A 20,846-nucleotide genomic window follows, 5' to 3' on the forward strand; every position below is an offset into this window, starting at 1 on the left:
AGACCTCACCGTACCGTGCTGCTCTCGGCTCGACGTACTGGCGGCGAGCAGCGAGACGGCTCGGATCGTCGCGCGGTTCACTCGAAAGGACCAGCAGGAAGCGGATGGAGCAGAGCCGGTACGGGTAGCCGCATTCAACTCGTTCATCTGAGGCCACATTCCATATCGATGGCCGTGTCAGCTCTATTTCGACAGTTCGTGCTCAAGGTCCACAGCAGGTGCGACCTGGCATGTGATCACTGCTATGTCTACGAGCACGCAGACCAGAGTTGGCGCGGGCGGCCTCTGAGGATGACCGGCGCCACCATGGCGCGGACGGCCGAGCGCATCGCCGACCATGTCAGGGCCCACGGTCTGGACGAGGTCTGCCTGGTCCTGCACGGCGGAGAGCCGCTCCTGGCCGGACCGGACCATCTGCGCGACCTCATCATCGCGCTGCGCGGCCCGCTGCGCGGTCTCTGCGACATCGACCTGCATCTCCATACCAACGGCGTGCGCCTCGACCGGGAGTTCTGCGACCTCTTCCGCGAGCACCGCGTCAAGATCGGGATCTCGCTGGACGGGGATCGGGCCGCCAACGACAGGCACCGCCTCTACCGAGATGGGCGGAGCAGCTACGACAAGGTCGTCAAAGCCGTCGAACTGCTCCGCACGGAGTATCCCGACCTGTACTCCGGTCTTCTCTGCACCATCGACGTGAAGAATGATCCGATCGCCGTCTACGAGGAACTCCTGGCGCATGAGCCCCCGGCGATCGACTTCCTCTGGCCGCACCACACCTGGGACCGGCCGCCCCCGCGGCCATCAGCCACCGCCTATTCCGACTGGCTGATCAGGATCGCGGACCGCTGGTTCGCCGACGGGCGCCCGGTCGCCATTCGGATGTTCGACTCGATCACCAGCACGAGCCAAGGCGGGAGAAGCTTCACCGAATCCCTCGGCCTCGAGCCGACCGATCTCCTCGTCGTGGAGACCGACGGACGGTACGAGCAGGTCGACTCGCTCAAGACCGCCTACGACGGCGCGCCGGGTACCGGAACCGACGTCTTCCAGAACTCAGTCGACCAGGCGGGAGAGCATTACGGTGTCGCGGCGCGTCGAGGTGGGCTCGCCGCGCTGTGCACGCAGTGCAAGGAATGCCCCGTCGTGGCCACCTGCGGCGGCGGACTGTTCGCCCACCGATACCGCGGAGACGGATCCGGCTTCGACAACCCCAGCGTCTACTGTGATGACCTGTTCACTCTGGTCGAACACGTTCGGAAGCGCGTCGCAGAGCGTCCCGACGTGCTGCCTCCCGCCGTTCTGCGCTCCCTGGCCGCGGGCCACGGAGACCGGTCGGCGATCAGCCGCCTGAAGAGCACCCAGGCGGTCGGCAATCTCAGCCTTCTCGTGACGATCGGCCGCGCGACCACCCCGGGTCCGGCTTGGGACCTGGTGAAACGGGTCGAGGCCGAGGACCCCGCGTCACTCGACGCCGTACTCGCCCACCCCTACGTGCGGGTGTGGGCGGCCGAGCGGCTCAGAGATCTCGAGTGGGGCGCCGATCCCGCCGACGACGGCCTGATCGCCGCCGTCGCCTGCGTGGCCGCCGCACGTGCCGGGCTGAGCGCCGAGCTCCAGATCCCCGTTCGGGGCGGCGCGGCGTACTTCCCGACGGTCGGGCGGTTCGCGGTCCTGGACAAGGACGTGACCACGGTGGTGGTCGCCGACGGACGGATCCACGTCCCGGACGCCGGTGAGCCGGAGGAGGTCCGGCGTGTGCGGGCCGGGAGGCTCTCCGTCGCGCTGGAGGACCTGGACCCCTTCCGCGACCGTCATGACTGGCCCGCCGCCGGGAGGCTCAGCGACAAGGAGTTCGACCGGTGGCGGATCTTCCTGCGCGAGGCATGGGAGTTGCTGGAGGCGGACTACGCGGAGTACGCCGAGGGAATCGCCGGCGCCCTGTCAACGATCGTTCCGCTCAAGGATCCGGGAGGGGGACGCAGCGTGAGCTCGGCGGCGCGCGACGCGTTCGGATCGGTCGGCATCGCACTTCCCGAGACTCCGGCTCTGCTCTGCCTGCTGCTGCTGCACGAGTTCCAGCACGTGAAGCTCGGCGCAGTACTCGATTTCGTCGACCTCTATGACGCGAACGACCACGCCAAGTACCAGGCCCCCTGGCGCGAGGATCTCCGGCCGATCGAAGGACTGCTCCAGGGCACTTACGCGCACATCGCCGTCGCCGACTTCTGGCGTCGCAGAGCCCAGTCGCCGGACAGCGGCACCGCCGTGGAGGCATGCGCGCACTTCGACGAGTGGTACCCGAAGACGCTCTCCGCGGTGGGCGTCCTGGAGGCGAGCGGGGCCCTGACGGGTCTCGGCGAGCAGTTCGTGGCCGGGATGCGCACGACGCTGGAATCCTGGCGGCCGCCTCCTGAGGTGCCGTCCGCCCCGGCACCCTCGCGGGGTCCGCAGCGTGGTGCGGCGGACTGACACCTCGGAGGACCACCCGGCCGCGGTCGGGCGCGCGGCGCTTGCCGACGACCTGAGGGCTCTGGGGGTACGGCCCGGAAGCGCCGTCCTGGTGCACGCGTCGCTGCGCAGCGTGGGGCCGGTCGAGGGTGGCGCGGCCACGGTGGCGGGCGCTCTCGGCGAGGTCCTCGGTCCCGAAGGAACGATCGTCGTGCCCACGGCAACGGCCGAGAATTCCGACAGTTCCCGCGCGTACCTGGAACGGACGAGGGGCATGTCCTCGGCCGAGCGCGAGCGTTTCAACCGGTCGATGCCGGCGTTCGACCTCGCGTCCACACCATCGACCGGGATGGGCGTGCTCGCCGAGCACATCCGGACGTCTCCCGGCGCCTGCCGGAGCGGCCACCCCCAGACGTCGTTCGCGGCGCTCGGCGCGGAGGCCGCGCACATGACCGCGGCGCACGCGCCGGACTGCCATTACGGCGAGAGGTCGCCGCTGGCGAAGCTGTACGAGGCCGAGGCCGACATCCTGCTGATCGGTGTCGGGTACGACAGGTGCACGGCGCTCCACCTCGCGGAGTACCGTTATCGGCCCGCCCCACCGACCCGCACATACCGCTGTGTGATCGAACGCGGCGGCCGCCCGGTCTGGTGGGAGTACGAGGACGTCGTCCTGGACGACGGGGATTTCGCCGCACTCGGCCGCGCCCTCGACCGGACACGCCATGTGGTCAAGGGACGTGTCGGTCGCGCCGGCTCCTGCCGTGTTCCAGTGAGGGCCGCGGTCGAGTTCGCCTGCGCCTGGCTCGCGGACACGCGCGGCTGCTGACGCACGACGCGATTTGCGTCATAGTACATATTCACATCAGAGTGTCCGGTCATACAGTTGTCCCAGAAGGGAGTGGTATGTCCGGAAGGAGCTCACCGGAGAACGAGCGCCCGCAGTTCTTTCTGAGTTATGCCAGGTCACGCTTTCAGCCCGAGGTCTCCGGCCGGTGGGTGACCCAGTTCTTCGACGATCTCTGCCAGGATGTCGGCCAGACAATGGGCGTGTCCAATCCGGGATTTATGGACAGGCAGATCCCGGTGGGGGTCGAGTGGTCAGACCGCCTGAAGATCGCTTTGTCGAACTGCCGGATCTTTGTCGCGCTGTTCTCTCCCGCCTACTTCGAGAGCGACTACTGCGGGAGGGAGTGGGCCGCCTTCCAACGGCGCTGCCAGGCCCAGGCGCTGGGGCAGAACCCTCCGTCGGCGATCATCCCGGCCTTCTGGGTTCCCATGGAACTGGACGAGCTGCCATCTTCGGTGCACTCGATACAGAACACTTCCCCAGGTTTCCCCGAGGCCTATGCCGCCGAGGGCCTCTACGGGATCATGAAGTTGAGCCGGTACCGGGAGGACTACGAGGAGACGGTGCTGCGCCTGGCGCGGCTCATCAAGGAGCGTGCGGCTGAATGCGACCTCATGGCGAGCTCCGTCTCTGCTCTGGAGGCACTGCAGAGTCCGTTCACCGACACGACCCGGGCCAGGAACCGACCGATCGTGCGGCTCACCCTCGCCGCACAGCAACTGGATCAGCTCCCACGCGGCCGTGATGCCTACTACTACGGTCGGACTGCGCTGGAGTGGACGCCCTACCGCGATCACGACCACCTGGGGCCGATCGGCGCCTACGCGCAGGAGGTCCTCGAGGAGATGGGCCATGGCTCCATCGTCGACGGCATCGATGACGCGGCGCAGGACCCCGCAGAGGAACCGGGCGTCCTGGTGGTCGACCCGTGGGCCGCCAAGGACCCTGTCATCGGCAAACGCCTGCGGCAGATGGACCGCGATCCCGTCAACCTCCTCGCGCCGTTCAACTCCGAGGACCACGAGACGATGACCGCTTCCGCGGACCTGGCCGAGGGCCTGACGGAGGTGCTTCCCCGCAGCACGGCCCTGATCGGTTCCGCTACGCGCCTCGCTTCGATCAACGCCTTCCGCGACGCACTGCCCAAGGCCGTCCATGAAGCGGTCTCCCGCTACTTCAAGACCACGGAAGTCCATCCCCCGCAGACTCCGCCCACCATGTCCCGTCCCTCACTTCAGGGGCCGGAGTCCTAGGGCTAGGAGGCATCATGAGCAGCGACGGCACCATCGTCACCTTCTACTCCTACAAAGGCGGCACCGGGCGTACGACCGCGCTGGCCAACGTCGCATGGATCATGGCGATGGCCGGGAACAGGGTGCTCGTCGTCGACTGGGATCTGGAGTCGCCGGGGCTGCACAAGTTCTTCCACCCTTTCATGGACCAGAGGACCGTGGCCGAGACGCCCGGAGTCATCGAACTGCTCACCGACTACTCGTGGGCGGCGACGCACAGGCACGAGGACGCCGCGCGGGACTGGCACCTGAAGTACGCAAAGATCTTGAAGCATGCGGTGTCGCTCGACTGGGACTTCCCGGACGGCGGGATGCTGGACTTCGTCTCGGCCGGCCGGCAGAACCGCGACTACTCTTCCTTGATCACCAGCATGGACTGGGACAACTTCTACGACCGGCTCGGCGGAGGGCAGTTCTTCGACGCCCTGCGCGCCGACATGCGGCGGCACTACGATTACGTCCTGATCGACAGCCGCACGGGGCTCAGCGACATCGCTGACATCTGCACCGTTCACTTCCCGGACGTCCTGGTCGACTGCTTCACGCTGAGCGACCAGAGCGTCGACGGCGCGGCCGCCATCGCCGCGCACATCGACGAACGCTACCGGGAGCGTCGCATTCGCATTCTGCCGGTGCCGATGCGGATCGACTACGGCGAGAACGCCAAGGTCGAGGCGGGCCGGGCTTACGCGCGCGAACGGTTCGACCAGTTCCCGCGTGGCATGAACCAGGAGGAGTCGGCCCGATACTGGCTCTCGGTGGAGATCCCGTACCGCCCGTACTACGCCTTCGAGGAGACGCTGGCGACGTTCGGTGACGCGCCGGGCTCGCCGAACTCGATGCTGGCGGCCTTCGAGCGGCTCTGCGGCGAGATCACCGAGGGCCGGGTGGGAGCCTACAGGCCGATACCCGAGGAGCTCAGGAAGTCCACGCTGGACCGCTTCACCCGGCGCGGGCCCTCGGAGGTCACCGACGTCTACATCAGCTATGTGTCCGAGGACCGCTCGTGGGTGGACTGGATGAGCCTGGTCCTGGGACGCGTGGGATACCGGGTGATCACACGCAGCGTTGACACAGGGCAGAACGACCCGTCCGAGGGACGGGCCGCCGGGTCCGGCCACACGCTCGTCCTCCTGTCCCCCAGTTTCGTCTCCTCGCAGGCCGCTCAGCAGGAGTGGGACGTCCTGACCAGCCGAACCGCCGGTCCCCACAGGAGGCTGACGGCCGTACGCGTCCTGGACGCCCAACTCGGCACGGCCTTCGGCGGCCCGATGCCGGTCGACCTCACCGGGCAAGGGGAGCGGGAGGCCCGCGAGGCGCTGCTGCGCTCGCTCGGCCACTCCAAGCGCTCGGACGACCAGGCGACCGAGCACTCGCGGGTGGTGCCCCGCTTCCCAGGGGCGGCCCGGACGGCGCCCCCCACGTGGAACGTCGACCGGCGCAACGCCGTTTTCACTGGTCGCGGCAGGCTGCTGGAGCAGCTTCGCGACAACCTGCTGGGCACCACGCAGCGGATCGTCCAGCCGCAGGCCCTCCACGGTCTCGGCGGGGTGGGTAAGACCCAGGTCGCCATCGAGTACGCGCACCGCTTCAAGGCGGACTACGACCTGGTCTGGTGGATCAACGCTCAGCAGCCCGACTCGATCCGGGCCGGGCTCGCCAACCTGGCCGAGGACATGGGGCTGCGGGTCGGCGACAGCATCGCTGACGCCGCGAACGCCGCCTTGGACGCGCTGCGCCGCGGCACACCCACCCCTCGCTGGCTGATCATCTTCGACAACGCCGACAATCCCAAGGAACTGAAGGAATACCTGCCGGGCGGCGACGGGCACGTCATCATCACTTCCCGCGACCCGGACTGGACCCAACTCGCCCAGGCGCTGATGGTGGACGTGTTCGCCGAAGCTGAGGCAGTCGAGCACCTGCGGCGCCGAGTCCCGAAGATCTCCGACGACAACGCGCACAACATCGCCAAGGCGCTCGGCAACCTGCCGCTCGCCATAGAGCAGGCGGCGGCCTGGCTGGCGTCCACCTTCATGCCGGCCGGCGAGTACCTGGAGGCACTGGAACGAGAGACGGCGTCCACGCTGGAGTTGAGCGCCAAAGACGTGCCCCAGTCGGTCGCGGTGACCTGGAACGTCACCTTCCGGCAGCTGCGGGAGGCGTCTCCCGCCGCGGCGCGGCTGCTGGAACTGCTGGCCTTCTTCTCCGCGGAACCGATCTCGCTCGACCTCGTCTACAGCGACGAGATGGCGAGCATCCTCCTGCCGCTGGACGAGACTCTGCGCGACCGGCTCGTCCTGGGGAAGCACGTGCGGGAGATCAGCCGATTCGCGCTGGCCAGGGTCGACCAGGACAACAACTCCATCCAGGTCCACACCCTCGTCCAGTCCGTCATCCGGCACGGGTTGTCGACGGCCAGGACAGAGGAGACCTGCCACGCCGTGCACAAGATCCTCCTCGGAGCACGTCCCAAGCACGGGGACACCGACGACCCGAGGAGCTGGCCGAACCTGGAGGAGATCCTGCCGCACGTCAAGCCGTCAGGCGCCGCCCTGTGCGATGACGAGGACGTCAGGCAGATGCTCATCGACCTGGTGCGGTACCAGTGGAAGCGCGGGAACTTCGACAGCGCCCTCGCCCTCGGAGACGGACTGAGCAAGGAATGGACGGGCAAGCTCGGCGAGGACCACTTCCAGTGGCTGTTCCTGCAGGCGCAGATCGCCAACGTGGAGCGCTCGCGCGGCGACAGCAAAGCCGCGTACCAGCGCGACATCGATGTGATGAACCGGCAGATGAACTCACCGACGCTGGGGCCCGACCATCCGCACACGCTGATGACGGCGGGAAGCGTCGCCGCGGACCTGCGCGCGCTCGGCCGGTTCCGGGAAGCCCTGGAAATGGATGAGAAGACCCTCAAGCGCGCCACCGATACCTGGGGCGAGGACCACCCGCGCACCCTGATGACCGCGCACAACCTGGGGGTCGACTACCGCTTGAACGGCAGATCGGCCAGCGCGTACCGGCAGGACCTGCAGACACTGGAAAGCCGCCGCCACGTTCTCGGGGAGCATCACCCTTACACGCTCTACACCGAGTCCTGCCTCGCGTGGGACTTACGTGAGGCGGGCCGCTACGACGAGTCCGTCGAGATGCTGCGTGGTGTCTACCAGAGGTACATGGAGGTCCTCGGCGACCAGATCCTGGACACGCTGCGTGTGGGGACGAGCCTGGCGATATCGCTGCGCAAGGTCGGCCAACTGGAGGAGGCTCTGGCCCTCGCGGAGGAGACCTATGCCAGGTATCAGCGCTACTTCCCTGACTCGCCGGACTCCGCGCCTGCCGACCTGGAAGTCGCTGCCTGCATGTCCGCGCTCGGTGACCACTTGGGGGCCCGCGACCGAGCCCGCGCCACACTGGTCGTCCATGCCCGGCAGATGGGCAAAGAGCACCCGCACACCCTGCTCGTCGAGAACAATCTGGGCTGCTATCTCCGGAGTGCCGGTGATCTAGAAGAGGCGGTGGCACTCGCGTCAAAGGTCGTGCCGGCTCTGGAACTGGCGCTGGGCGGGCAGCCTCCCGGCCGAGGACACCCGTTCGTACTGTCCGCCACGATCAACTACGCGAACTGCCTGGGCGACGTCCGCCGGTGCGAGGAGGCCGAGGCGCTCGAACGGGACGCGCTGGCCAGGCTGACCGAGCTCGTGGGCGAGCGGCACCCGGACACCAATGTGTGCCGGGCCAACCTTTCGGTGACCCTGCAGGACATGAACCGTACGACGGAAGCGTACGAGCTGCGTGAGCAGGCCGCGGAAGCCCTGCTCGTGCTGGCGGAGAAACACCCGCACCCGATCATCGCGAACGTCAGGAACGGCGTCCGGATCAACCGCGATCTGGAGCTACAGCCGCTGTGACGGCTGGACCGCTTCGGCGAGCCAGGCCAGCATGTCCGGGATGACGTCGAACGCGCCGAAGTGCGCCGAGTCGGACTGGATCACGACGGTCGAGGTGCGGATCCGTCCGGCCAGCCACCGGGAGTGCCCGGCGGGCGAGAACGTGTCGTCCGCGCCGTGCCAGAGCATCGTCGGAACTCCGATGTCACCGGGGTCGAATCCCCACGGACGGCTGAAGGCCAGCAGGTCGTCGATCCAGCCGTCCGCCGATCTGCGGAACGCCTCCGCGAAGGTCTCGTAGAGCATCCTGCGCATCCCGGCGTCGGCCACCACGCGCCGGTCCGACCGGGTCAGTTCCGCGTGGATCTCAGCCAGATACCGCGCCGGGTCCGCGCGGATGCCGTCGGCGGCCGACCGCAGCCGGGCGGAGATCAGCCGACCCTGGCCGCGCGCCGCGAGGTACTGCCGGGTGTTGGACACGGCCATTCCCTCGAACCAGTCGAGACCCTCCGCCTGCGCGGGCGCCAGCGCCACCAGTGCCGCGACGCGTCGGGCGCGCTCGGGCAGCAGCGCCGCACATGCGAGGGCATGCGGGCCGCCGCCCGACCGGCCGAGGACAGCGAACTCCTCCAGGCCCAGGAAGTCGGCTATGGCGCGGACGTCGGCAGCGATATCGGCGACCGTGCGCCCGAAGCTCCGATCTGAAAGGCCGTAACCGGCTCGGTCGAAGGAGATGAGCCTGATCCCGAGCTGATAGAGCACCATGGGCCGTGGAATCGGCCCCAGTCTGCTCCCGGGCGTTCCGTGAAGGAGGAAAACGGGCCGGCCTCCGGGTGCTCCGCACTGCTCCACGGCAAGCCCCCGTCCGTCCGTGGCGGTCACAACCGTCATCAAGTGCAGCCTCCGATCCGATGCGGGACCCCTGTGAAGCGCCTTCATTCGCTTCTAACTGAGTCACCGCACAGGAGTCAACACCTCACGCCACGCCTAAAGCCATTTGTCGAGCCCGGCACATTACCGCCTTCTCTTCCTGCCTTATGCGGCTTGCTCTGATCAGTTATATGTGTCAGCCGAAAGGTCCTCATCATCAGTAGTTGATCACGATGCACAGGTGCTGTGTGGTGACTGGGGATAGTCTCGTCGATTGATTGACCAGGTTTGCGTCCTGGGCGTCCGCGTTCAGCGTAGGACGCGGCAGATCCGCGGCCGCACGGCGGAACCGCATGCGGAAACTCCTGGTACACCATGCGGGTTGTAGTGATCAACCCGCCTACCAGGGGCGTTCCTGCATTCGAGGGCACTCCGTCAAACTGTGGTCATGCTTTGTCGCCATTCGGCCCTGCGCGAGGAGAAACGGGGTCAGTGAAGCCCCCTCGGTCACCGAGGTATAGGGCCTGACACTGTTGTGTCGGCTCCTCGTCCGCTCGGCGGTTCCGAACCGGACTGACACGAGGCGGGAAAGAAGCGGCGCGGGGAGGGGGCTGCACGTGGACAGAGCGGTTCCATCCGATAGTGAGGGAGCACTGTTCTGATGCGAGAACCGACTTCAAAACGCAGAGTGCTGCGTCGTCAGGACCCTTCCCTTGCCCACGGCGTCCGTCTCCGGAGACTGAGCCAGGCCGGCAGGATGCGGCCGCTGCTTCGCTGCATGCGGGTGGCCTTCTAGGCCCTCGAACGCGCAGGCCGGGCACATGCCTTCGCTCGGCGTGGGCATCCCCCGCCCTGTCGTTGGTGACGTGGTCGCGCCCGGCCAGCGGATAATCGGCGAAACAGCCTGGGGCGCGCCGCAGGTTCGGCAGCGCCGAGGATCGGTGGTGGGCTCCGGCGTTTTCTCTAAGACGTCATCTCATTTGGATTGGTGGCAGTAGCCTACGGTCGTGGAGATGGTCGAGCGGCTGGTGCCAGAGGAGTTGTGGGAGCTGTTCCAGCGGGTGGTGCCGCCCGCTCCGACGCGGCCGCAGGGCGGTGGCAGGCGTCGGCACGGAGATCGTGAGGTGCTGGCGGCAATCATCTTTGTGGCGACCACCGGTTGTACATGGCAGCAGTTGCCGCCGGTGTTCGGGCCGTCGGGCCCGACCGCGCACCGGCGCTTCACCGAGTGGACGGCCGCGCGGGTGTGGGCCAAGCTGCACCGCCTGGTGCTGGACGAGCTGGGTGCGCGCGGCGAGCTCGACTGGTCGCGGTGCGCGATCGACTCCGTCAGCGTCCGCGCGAGCAAAGGGGGGAGCTGACGGGCCCGAATCCTGTCGACCGCGGCAAACGTGGGTCGAAGATCCATCTGCTGGTCGATCGTGCCGGACTGCCGCTGTCTGTCGGGATCTCGGCGGCCAACACCCACGACAAGCTCGCTCTGGAGCCGCTGGTGCGGGGCATCGCGCCGATCCGCTCCCGGCGCGGGCCGCGCCGGCGCCGCCCGGCAAAACTGCACGGCGACAAAGGCTACGACTACACCGACCTGCGGCGCTGGCTACGCGGGCGAGGCATCACCCCGCGCATCGCGCGCCGCGGCATCGAGTCCTCCGACCGGCTCGGACGGCACCGCTGGGTGGTGGAACGGACGGTGTCCTGGCTGAGCGGCTGCCGCCGCCTGCACCGCCGCTACGAACGCAAGCCCGAACACTTCCTGGCCTTCGTCGGCATCGCCGCCACACTCATCTGCCACCGCCGACTAGCCAAATGAGATGACGCCTAAGGGGTCACCTTCACTGCCGCATCCTGCGGGGCGCCGGTGAGGGTGGCGTGGCCTTCGGTGGTGAGACGGGCCGACATGACGGCCGAGCCGATCCGGATGTTGTCGACCGACAGTTCGCCGATGCCGGGCATGGGGGCGAGGGCGATGCGTCCGGCGGGGAGGTTCGGATCGAGGCCGAGGAGTGCGGTGACCAGGGCGGGCGACACGGCGGCGGCCCAGGCCTGGGGACTGCACGCGGTGGGGTACGGCACCGGTGGCGTCGAGGAGTCGTGGCCGCCGAACAGCTCGGGCAGCCGGTGGCCGAACGACGGCGCGGCGGCGATGAGGCCCCGGGCCAGCCGGGCCGCGAACTCGTGGTGGCCGGTGCGGACGAGCCCGAGGATCGCGATGGCGGTGTCGTGCGGCCACACCGAGCCGAGGTGGTACGACAGGGGGTCGAAGCCGGCGGCGTCCGGGCTCAGTGTGCGCAGGCCCCAGCCGGAGTCCAGTTCGATGAGTCGCCGGGCGACCTCGGTCTCCTCGTCGGGGGTGAGCAGGCCGGTGCCGAGCAGGTGGCCGAGGTTGGAGGCCACTCCGTCGACCGGGCGTCCGTCGCCGTCCAGGGCGATGGCCGGGTAGCCGTCCACCCAGAAGCGGGCGCGGAAGCGTTCGGCCAGGTCGGCGGCCCATCGCCGCCAGCGGGCGCCGCCCGGGCGGCCGAAGGCGTCCAGCAGGTCGGCGCCGAGGGCGGCGGCCTGGTAGGCGTACGCCTGCACCTCCGACAGCGCGATCGGCGGGCGGGCCGGGCGGCCGTCGGCGTGCTGGACGCCGTCGTCGGAGTCCTTCCAGCCCTGGTTGGCCAGTCGGTCGGCCCTCCCGGTGTAGGAGACGAAACCCCCGTCGAACGTGCCGAGCCACTCCAGCGCGCGTTCCACGGCGGGCATCAGGGCGGCGACCTCGGCGTCCGGCATGCCCCAGCGCCGTGCTTCGGCGAGCGTGACGACGAACAGGGGCGTCGCGTCGACCGTGCCGTAGTACAGCGGCGGCAACCAGGTGGTGGCGTCGCCGGGACGGAGCTCGTGCGGGATCTTGCCGGGCTCCTCCTCGGTGCCCGGGTCGTGGCGGTCTCCCTGGTGGCGGGCGAGTACGCGCAGCGTGCCGGCGGCCAGTTCGTGGCCGAGCGGCAACGCCAGGCGCGCCGTCCACAGCGCGTCGCGGCCGAACAGCGTGAGGTACCAGGGGCTGCCGGCGGCGCAGTAGAAGTCGCCCTCATAGGCGAGCAGCAGCGCGCCCAGGTCGTCGACGCCCTGGGCGACCAGGCGGTCCAGCCGCTCGTCGCCCGACCGGACGGCCAGCGGTGCCCGGGCCCACGGCGCGCGGCCGGCCGGGGGTGCCGGGCGGAACCCGGGGGTGTCCGGGGGCGTGGCACGGACGGTGACGGTCGTGCTGAACGTCTCGCCCGGCGCCAGCGACACCTCGGCGTACGTGCGACCGTCGAGGCGCACCCGTTGGCCTTCCGGCCGGGTCCATTCGACGCCGTCGTCCAGCGGTGTGTGGGGAAGGCCGGGGTCCTCCCCGCGCCGCACGGTGCTGATCGAGGCCAGGTCTCCGGCCGCCGCGATCCGCAGGACCGCGGCGGCCGGGGTGTCCCCGGTGTTGCGCAGGGTGATCTGCTCCGTGCCACCCTCCGGTGTGACGGTACGGACCCGCTCGACGGCCAGCGCCCCCGCGGACCCGGTGAAGCGCGCACCGTTCGCGCCGAGCGGCCCGGCCTCGACCGGCTCGGGCTCCCGCCCGTCGACGGTCACCACGAAGCGCGACAGCACGCGCCGCTCGGCGACGTACAGGCCGTCGACACCGCCCGTCAGCTGGCCGCTCGGTGGTGACAGCCAGATCGCCGGTGCCGCCACGCAGGTGATGTGCCGATGGATCGCGGGCTGAGGCAAGGGAGCTCCCGTCGGGCTAGCGGAGGGTGATTTCGAGGGTGGCGGTGGCCCGGCGCGCCTTACCGTCGACGATCACTTCGTCACCTCGCGCCGTGCGCCGCACGGTGTGGGCGACGGGGGCGCCGTCGAGCGTCACGGAGGCGATCCGCGCCCCGGATGGCAGCACCTGGCCGAGTCGCAGGGCGACGCCGTCCAGCCGCGCCAGGTGCACCGCGGTTTTCAGGGTCCTGCCGCGCGACTCGGCGGTGACGTCGACGGCGCCCGAGCCGAGGCGGATGGAACGTCCCGCCACGCGCGGCTGCCCGGGCGGGATCTGCGGGACGACCTTCAGCCGCGCGCGCCCCATGTCCGGGCTGACGCCGAGCTGCTGGTGGACGACCGGCCACAGCGTGCCGTACGCGCCCCAGGCTTGGAGCACCATGGACCGCTCGGTCAGCTTGCGGTCGATGTTGGCCGGCTGGAAGTCGGGGCTGGCCGCGATCTCGGGCATGGCGCCCGGCATCTCCCACAGGGCGGGATCGAGCTGGATGCGCGCGTTGGCGCCGGTGTAACGGCGCTGCTGGCCGAGACGCCCGTAGTTGCCTTCGGCGACGGCCATGATGGCGTTGCCGAGCGAGTAGACGACTCGTTCGCTCTGCACCGTCGAGACCGCGCCATCGCACGACGGTCCCTTGTTGCCGCCCTCTGCGGAGGTCGGGCCGGTCCCGGTGTGGTAGAGGCCGTTCTCGCCGGTGTAGCAGTTCTCCTCTCGCTTGGCCAGGGCGGTACGGGCGTGCTGGTCGTCGGCGAGCGGACGCGTGACCTGGCCGGGCCGGACGAGTTCGGCGTCCATCGGGGTCACGCCGATCCAGTGCCGCTGGAAGACCTTGGTGCTGTCGTTGCCGGGGCCGTCCGGGTCGTCGATGGAGTCGGCGTACTGGCCGGTGTCGCCGCCCTTCCACCAGGTGGTCTCGAAGGCCTTCTCCAAGCGGCCGGCGCGCTCCTCGGCCCAGCGGACGGTCTTGGCGTCGTTCTTGGCGCCGGCCAGGTCGGCGAGGTCGCGAAGCCCGCGGATGGTGTAGACGGCGTTGTCGAGCTTCTCCGCGCCCATGCCGGAGCGCTCGACGTTGCCGAGCCCCTCCGGCCAGCCGTCGCCGTCGGCGTCCAGCTTCCCGGTGACGTAGCGCATGTTGCGGACGGTGAAGCCGTACATCTCGTCGAGGAAGCGGCGGTCGCCCGTCCACCTCCAGGCGAGCGCCACCGCGCTGGGGAACTTGGCGGTCTCGTCGGTGTTGCCCGCGTCGCCGTTGGCGCCGAAGTACACCGAGCCGTCCTGGGTGACCTCGTGGACGACCTTGCCGCTGCGGTCGTTGGCGATCTCGCTGATGTCGCGCAGCGCCCGCAGGTGCGCCGCGACGCCGGTGAACTGCCCGGCCGCGACGGACGCGAACGCGGTGTACTCGCCGTCGGTCCCGAACAGCCACGGGTAGTCGGGCCATCCGGCGCCCAGCCAGCGTGCCCGCGGCACGGTGCCCTTGGGGGCCGGGTACTGCTCGCCCTCGCGCGTGACCCGCACGCGCAGGTCGCGAGCCTCCTGTACGGAGTCGGCGAGGTTCTGCTTGCTCCACTCGACGCTCCGCTGGAGCAGCGGGTCGCCGGGCAGGTCGACCACGGTGTTCGCGGCGACGGTGCGGCGGGCGGCCCTCTTGCGGGCCAGCAGGCGGGCTGGGTCACGCAGAGCCGAACGCAGAGCCGCGCGTGCCTCGGCGTCGCCGCGGTCGGAGCCGGCGACCGCCAACCAGACCGTGACGTCGCGTCCGGCGGGGACCCGCACCTGGTAGGTCAGCCGGCCACCGGTGCCCATGCCGTACTCGGAGTCGTCGCACCGGTCCGGTGCGGTGCCGGTGGCGGGGCAGATCACGGCCGGGTCCCGCGGTCCGCGGTGCCCGGAGCCGAGCCGGTGTGACGCCGCCCCGCGGTCTGCGGCGACGAGGGCGGTGAAGTCGTGCTCGGACGCGCCCGGCACCGGCGGCTTCCCGCGCTCGCGGAAGACGAGCGCGCCGTCCTCGTAGGCGCCGGTGTCCCGCAGGTTGTGGGCGCGCTGGTCGGGGCTGGTCCAGCCCCACGGGTAGGCGGTCATCAACTCGGAATGGGCGTCCACGTCGAGGCGTACGTCCCGCTTCGTACCGGAGCGGAAGGTCAGGCCGATCAGACCGGCGCGCAGCCCGTCGGGCACCACGTCGGTCCGTTCGACGCGCACACCGCCCGGCGCGGCGTAGCGGGTGCGGGTGTACCCGTGGCCGGCGGTATGGCTTTCGGCACGTGCCTGCTCGCCCAGCCAGGCTCCGTCGACGCCGAACCACAGGCCGTCGAGCAGCTTCAGCGGGGGCGTCCAGAATCCTCCCATCTCCCCCGTGGTGTGCCATCCGGCCGCCGGGTACAGGCCGTCGGCGGTGGACATCGAGTAGAACCGGTCGCCGACGACGACCGAACGCCGGTCCGCCAGCCTGGTCGCCGTGGTCAGTTCGTCCGCGGGCGCCTGTCGCCCTTGGTCCGCCTCCGCGGGGGCGACGGCGGCCGCTCCGACGGCCAGGACGACCGTGGCGGCGAGGGCGATGCCGTGTCTGATGTGGCGTCTCACGGTCGAGTCTCCTTCGGTCGAGGTCACTTCACGCCTCCGGCGGTGAGGCCCGCGATGATCCGCCGCTGGAAGACCAGCACCACGACGACCAGCGGCACGGTCACGACCACCCCGGCCGCCATCTGGGTGCCGAACGGCTGGTCGAACCCGTGGGCGCCGGTGAACTTGGAGATGGCCACCGTCGCGGTCTGCATCTCCTTCTTGTTGACCATGGACAGCGCGATGATGAACTCGTTCCAGGCCGCGATGAACGTGATGATCGCGGTGGTGAACACCCCGGGCGCGGCCAGCGGAATGATGATCTTGCGGAACGCCTGGCCGCGGGTGCAGCCGTCCACCATCGCCGCGAGCTCCAGCTCGAACGGCAGCTGCCGGAAGAACACCGTCAGGTTCCAGATCGCCAGCGGCAGCGCGAACGACAGGCTCGGCAGGACCATCGCCTGGTAGCTGTTGATCCACCCGATCCGGGTGAACAGCTTGAGCAGCGGGACGATCAGCGAGATGCCGGGGAACATCGAGGTGGTGACGATGATCCCGAGCGCCAGGTTCTTGCCGCGGAAACGCAGCCGGGCCAGCGCGTAGGCGGTGAACGTCCCGATGACCAGGGTGAGCAGCGTGGTCGTCCCGGCCACCGCCAGGCTGTTGAGCAGCGAGCGCTCGAACCCGACGTCGGGCTTGAACACGGCGGTGAAGTTCTGCACCGACAACGGCGCGGGCAGGGGCGCGTTGTCGAACTGGTCCTGCGGGCGGCGGAGCGCCGACACGACCATCCAGTAGAACGGCGCCAGGCAGTAGACGACGACGGCGGCCACGGCCACGAACCGCAGCGAGCCCCGTGGGAGCGGCGAGGGCCCGCGGCGCCGCGGGCGCGCGGCGGACGGACTGGTCATGGTGCCTCCTCAGGGACGCGGGCGGACTCCCCCGCCGGCGATGCCGTCTCCGCCCCGCGGAAGGGCAGGTGGAGCCTGGTGCGGCGTTTCCCGGCCGGCCGCTCCTGGCGCATCTGCCCGAGGATGTCGGCGCCGAGCAGCTTGACGAAGGCGTAGGCGACGACCGCCACGTACACGAACAAGACCGTGGAGTACGCCGCCGCCGCGCCGTACCGGAGGTTGGACGCCTCGTCGAAGGCGAGCATGGACATCGTCTGCACGGACTCCTTGTGCGCCCCGACGAGCACGAACGGCAGGTCGAACATGCGCAGCACGTCCAGTAGCCGGAACAGCACGGCGACCAGCAGCACCGGCTTGATCAACGGCAGGGTGATCCGCCAGAACTGGTGCCAGGCGCCCGCGCCGTCCACCCGCGCGGCCTCGTACACGTCCCGCGGGATCATCTGCAGCCCGGCCAGCACCAGCAGCCCGACGAACGGGGCGGTCTTCCAGGTGTCGGCGATGATCACGGCCGCCTTGGCCTGGACGCCGTCGGTGGTCCACAGGACCTGCCGGCCGATCAGGGCGTTGGCGACGCCGTCGGCCTGGAAGACCCAGCGCCACAGCAGCGCCGACACGGCGGTCGGGATCGCCCAGGGGACCAGGACGCTGGCCCGCACGAGCGCGCGGCCGCGGAACGCCCACTGCATTATGAGCGCCATGGCGACGCCGAGAACGGTCTCGACGGCGACGGTGGTCACGGTGAAGAAGGTGGTGTTCCACACCGCGCCCCAGAACACCTGCGCGCCGGAGCCGGAGAAGACGTCGAGGTAGTTGGACAGGCCGACGAACTTCTCGCCCTGGACGACGAAGCCCTGGGCGTCGAGCCCCTCGCCCTCGCGGTACAGCGACTCGCGCAGCGCCGCGAGGACGGGGTAGCCGACCACGAGCGCGAGGACCAGGAACGTCGGCGACAGGAGCGCGGCGGCCAGGCGGCCCGAACGCTGGACGTCCCGGCTCCGGCGCGGAGCCTCGGGCCTGCTCTGCCCGGGTGCGGAGATGATGGTGGTCATGGAAGCCTCCAGCGGTCCTTGCCGGGACGCGCGTCCCGGCAAGGGAGCGGCCACTACTGCTGGGTGAGCCGTCCGAGCTGGGCCTGCATGTCGGCCAGCGCCTGGTCGGAGGTCTTGGTGCCGGTGAGGGCGGCATACGCGTTCTCTTGGATCGCCTTGGTCACGTCGCCGTAGCGCACCGCCGCGGGCCTGGGCTTGGCCTGGAGGAGCGCCTCCTTCAGGACCGCGAGGTAGGGGTACTTCTTCTTCAGCTCGGCGTCCTCGTAAAGGCCCGCGAGGGTCGGCGGCTCCGTGGTCGCGAGCATGTTGGCGCGCTCCTGCTGGGCGCCGATGAGGAACTTGATGAAGTCCAGTGCGGTCGCCCTGTTCTTCGCGAACGCCGAGATCGCCAGGTTGTAGCCGCCGAGCGTGGACGCGCCGGGGCCGTCCAGGCCCGGCAGCGGCGCCACGTTGTACTTGCCCTTCACGTCGGACTTCTCGGAGAGCGCCCACTGGTAGGGCCACTGGCGGTAGAAGACCAGTTTTCCCTTCTCGAAGGCGCGGCGCCCCTCCTCCTCCTTGTAGGTGATGGCCTGCTTGGGGATGAGGCCGCTCTTGAAGCCCTGTGCCAGGAAGTCGAGGCCCTGCTTGGCCTGGGGGGTGTTGACGTTCGGCTTGCCCTGGTCGTCCACGACGAGGCCGCCCGCGCTGTGCACGGCCTCGGAGAAGTTGACGGTCAGACCCTCGTACTTCTCGAACTGGCCTCCGTAGCAGGACACGCCGCCCTTGGCGACCTTGTCGCAGACCTGCTTCATCTCCTCCCACGTCTTGGGAGGCCCGGACGCGCCGGCCTCCTTCAGCAGGTCGGTGCGGTAGAAGATCATCCCCGCGTTGGTCTTCCACGGCGCGGCGTACATGCGGCCCCGGTACTGGCCGGTGCGGACGGCCGGCGGCAGGAAGGACGGCAGGTCGAACTGGTCCTGCGGCAGCGGCGTGACCCAGCGGTTGGCCGCGAACTCGGCCGTCCACACCACGTCGAGGCCGAGCACGGTGTAGGCGTCGGACTTGGCCTGCGCGTTCTGGACCATCTGCTGGCGCTGGGCGTCGGCGTCCTCGGGCAGCTCGACCAGCCGCACCGCCTCCTTCGGGTGCTGGGCGTTCCAGGCGTCGATCTGGTTCTTGAGGTTGCCGGAGGTGTCCTTGCCCTGCGCGAACGTGATCGGGCCTCGACCGGTCAGCTGCTGGGCGGAGCCGGATCCGCCGTCACCGGAGTCTCCGCCGCCGCACGCCGCCGCCAGGGCCGCCGCGGCTCCCACCGCGATCACGCAGCGGAGCGTCTTTCCCAACGAGCTGGTCTGGGGGGTTGCCATGGTCATTTCCTTCTCTCGGGGGGATCACTGCTCAGCCGCCGGTTCGGTCTTTCCGGGGGTGCCGTGCGCCCGCCCCGCCTGGTCCCGGCCCACCAGTTCCGGACGCAGCATCACCCCCTCGGGGGCATGGCCCGGCGCGCCGAACTGCCTGAGCAGAAGCCGGACCACATGGCGTGCCACCTCGTCGATCGGCTGGCGCACGCTGGACAGGGGAGGTGTCATCAGCGCCGCCACCGGGGAGTCGTCGTAGCCCACCACCTCGATGGCCGGATGCCCGTCGGCACCCGTACCGGTGGCCTGCCTGGCCACGATGGCGAAGGTGTCGCTGCCGCAGGCGAACGCGGTCGGGGGGTCGGGCAGCGCCCGCAGCCGCCGCGCGACCGCCGCCACCTCGGCGACGTCCTCGGAACAGGCGCCCGCCAGACCGCCGGTGTCCAGCCGGTGGCGGCGCATGGCCGACCGCCACCCGGCCAGCCGCTGGTCGCCGACCCGCTGCCCCTCCGGCCACCCCAGGTAGGCGATACGCCGGTGGCCCCGGGCGACCAGGTAGTCGACCGACTGCGCCAGCCCGGCGGCGCCGTCCACATCCACCCACGAGCACGCGGCGGGGCTCTTCGGACGGCCGAAACTGACGCACGGGATGCCGTTGCGGTCGCACCACTCGAGCCGCTCGTCGATGGTCTCGACGTCGGCGTGCACGAACCCGTCGACCGTGCCGGTGACGATCAGCTCCTCGTAGGCCGCCAGTTCCTCCTCCACCGTCGCCGCGCTGAACAGCAGCAGGTGGTGGCCGGCGCTCTCGGCGTTGTCGGCCAGCGCGTGCAGGAACCGGTCGAGCAGGGTGTTCAGCCCGGTCGGCGGGGCGATCTTGAAACCGATGCACCGGCTGGACCGCTCGCGAAGATTGCGCGCGGCCCGGTTGGGCCGGTAGCCCAGTTCCTCGATGGCCCGGCGGACCCGGTCGGCGGTCGCCGGCGCGACCCGGTCCGGCGCGTTGAGCACGTTCGACACCGTCTGGCGTGACACTCCGGCGGCCTCGGCGACCTCGGAGATGGTCACACCGCTCCTGTCGCGCATCGCTTCCGTCACTCCCACCGTTCCGCCACCACGTCGCCCTTGCGGCGATTTGATCGTTCAAATCGTCGTTTGAACGATCAAATTGGCACCGTTCCGGGGAGATGTCAAGGGTGTGACGGGCGGATGTCCCGCAGCCGTCCAGCTCCCCCGAGCCCGCGCCGCAGGCCGTACCGACCGCTGCCCCCGGGCCGCCCGGACGGTTCACGCGGGACCGGAAGACGCCAGATCCGCCAAGCGGCCTCTCCCCCGCGTTCGACCGGAGCCACGCCGAGCCATCAGGCCCCTCCAGCCCCCCGCGCCGCAGGACCCAGCGACCTCGCCGGCGTCACAGGCCCCGTCGCCGTCACCGAAGGGGGAGGCAGCGACTCCTGGCGGGACGTCCGCGAGTGGGGTGTCGTAGCAATAACGGGGCGGGTCCTCTATAGGGACGACCGAATTTCACGAAAGGGCCGTACCGTCCGGCCCGGCGGCCATCGCGGGTGCACCCGGGCCTTGCGGACAGCGAACGGGCGGGCACATTCAGCTAAGCCTGGAAAAGAAACGCAACATGGTCTTGACCGGCCACACTTCGCACCTCATTATGTGATCACTTGAGGCGTCAACGCTGCGTCCGAACGACAATCGCAGCATTGAACGGCGCGAGGCCTCTCCGTGGTTCTGTTATTTCACCGGGCCTGAGGGAGCGCGCCTTGCACCCATGAATCCTCCGCATGCCTTCGCCGCCCGCAGGCCGGACACGCCTGCGGCCGGGCCGC

12 protein-coding genes are annotated in these 20,846 nt (G+C 69.8%); 5 read left to right on the top strand and 7 right to left on the bottom strand.

Annotated elements, in window-relative coordinates:
- Nucleotides 1-168: 168 nt before the first annotated feature.
- The 4 genes from FKD65_RS06600 (at nt 169) to fxsT (ending at nt 8,507) form a co-directional block, all read left to right on the top strand.
- On the top strand, nt 169-2,472 hold the full coding sequence (locus FKD65_RS06600; RefSeq protein ID WP_141576638.1) for an FxsB family cyclophane-forming radical SAM/SPASM peptide maturase: 2,304 nt from the start codon (nt 169-171) through the stop codon (nt 2,470-2,472).
- Nucleotides 2,456-3,280 (top strand): aminoglycoside N(3)-acetyltransferase, encoded by an 825-nt coding sequence (locus tag FKD65_RS06605; RefSeq protein ID WP_240809995.1) that lies wholly within the window; start codon nt 2,456-2,458, stop codon nt 3,278-3,280. Before FKD65_RS06600 ends, FKD65_RS06605 begins: the two co-directional genes overlap by 17 nt.
- A 77-nt stretch (nt 3,281-3,357) precedes the next feature.
- A complete protein-coding gene (locus FKD65_RS06610; RefSeq protein WP_141576639.1) occupies nt 3,358-4,554 on the top strand; it encodes a TIR-like protein FxsC in 1,197 nt (398 codons plus the stop codon).
- Between the two features lie 14 nt (nt 4,555-4,568).
- Nucleotides 4,569-8,507, top strand: a complete 3,939-nt coding sequence (gene fxsT / locus FKD65_RS06615) for an FxSxx-COOH system tetratricopeptide repeat protein (RefSeq protein WP_141576640.1) — start codon at nt 4,569-4,571, stop codon at nt 8,505-8,507.
- On the opposite strand, the gene FKD65_RS06620 is transcribed toward fxsT, so the two are convergent.
- Nucleotides 8,493-9,425 (bottom strand): alpha/beta fold hydrolase, encoded by a 933-nt coding sequence (locus FKD65_RS06620; protein ID WP_368367228.1) that lies wholly within the window; start codon nt 9,423-9,425, stop codon nt 8,493-8,495. The genes fxsT and FKD65_RS06620 overlap by 15 nt on opposite strands.
- A 944-nt stretch (nt 9,426-10,369) precedes the next feature.
- Here FKD65_RS06620 and FKD65_RS06625 point away from each other — a divergent pair.
- A protein-coding gene (locus FKD65_RS06625; RefSeq protein WP_240810296.1) for an IS5 family transposase occupies nt 10,370-11,166 on the top strand; the annotation gives its coding sequence in 2 pieces (ribosomal slippage) (nt 10,370-10,712 and nt 10,712-11,166; 798 coding nt in all).
- A gap of 8 nt (nt 11,167-11,174) precedes the next feature.
- Here the strand turns inward: FKD65_RS06625 and FKD65_RS06630 are convergent.
- The 6 genes from FKD65_RS06630 to FKD65_RS06655 are packed head-to-tail and all read right to left on the bottom strand — an operon-like array spanning nt 11,175 to nt 20,091.
- A complete protein-coding gene (locus FKD65_RS06630) occupies nt 11,175-13,103 on the bottom strand; it encodes a glycogen debranching N-terminal domain-containing protein (RefSeq protein WP_141576642.1) in 1,929 nt (642 codons plus the stop codon).
- Nucleotides 13,104-13,119: 16 nt separating this feature from the next.
- Nucleotides 13,120-15,723, bottom strand: coding sequence for a hypothetical protein (locus FKD65_RS06635; protein WP_205718573.1), 2,604 nt, complete (start codon nt 15,721-15,723; stop codon nt 13,120-13,122).
- Nucleotides 15,724-15,746: 23 nt separating this feature from the next.
- Entirely contained in the window at nt 15,747-16,613 is an 867-nt protein-coding gene (locus FKD65_RS06640) for a carbohydrate ABC transporter permease (RefSeq protein ID WP_141576643.1), read from the bottom strand.
- Nucleotides 16,610-17,665, bottom strand: a complete 1,056-nt coding sequence (locus FKD65_RS06645) for a carbohydrate ABC transporter permease (RefSeq protein ID WP_141576644.1) — start codon at nt 17,663-17,665, stop codon at nt 16,610-16,612. Before FKD65_RS06645 ends, FKD65_RS06640 begins: the two co-directional genes overlap by 4 nt.
- Nucleotides 17,666-17,718: 53 nt before the next feature.
- Nucleotides 17,719-19,014 (bottom strand): ABC transporter substrate-binding protein, encoded by a 1,296-nt coding sequence (locus tag FKD65_RS06650; RefSeq protein ID WP_141576645.1) that lies wholly within the window; start codon nt 19,012-19,014, stop codon nt 17,719-17,721.
- A 24-nt stretch (nt 19,015-19,038) separates the two neighbouring features.
- Nucleotides 19,039-20,091: a LacI family DNA-binding transcriptional regulator gene (locus FKD65_RS06655; protein ID WP_141576646.1), complete on the bottom strand. Its 1,053-nt coding sequence runs from the start codon at nt 20,089-20,091 to the stop codon at nt 19,039-19,041.
- Between the last annotated feature and the right edge of the window lie 755 nt (nt 20,092-20,846).

Source organism: Actinomadura sp. WMMA1423 (assembly GCF_006547145.1).
GTDB lineage: Bacteria > Actinomycetota > Actinomycetes > Streptosporangiales > Streptosporangiaceae > Spirillospora.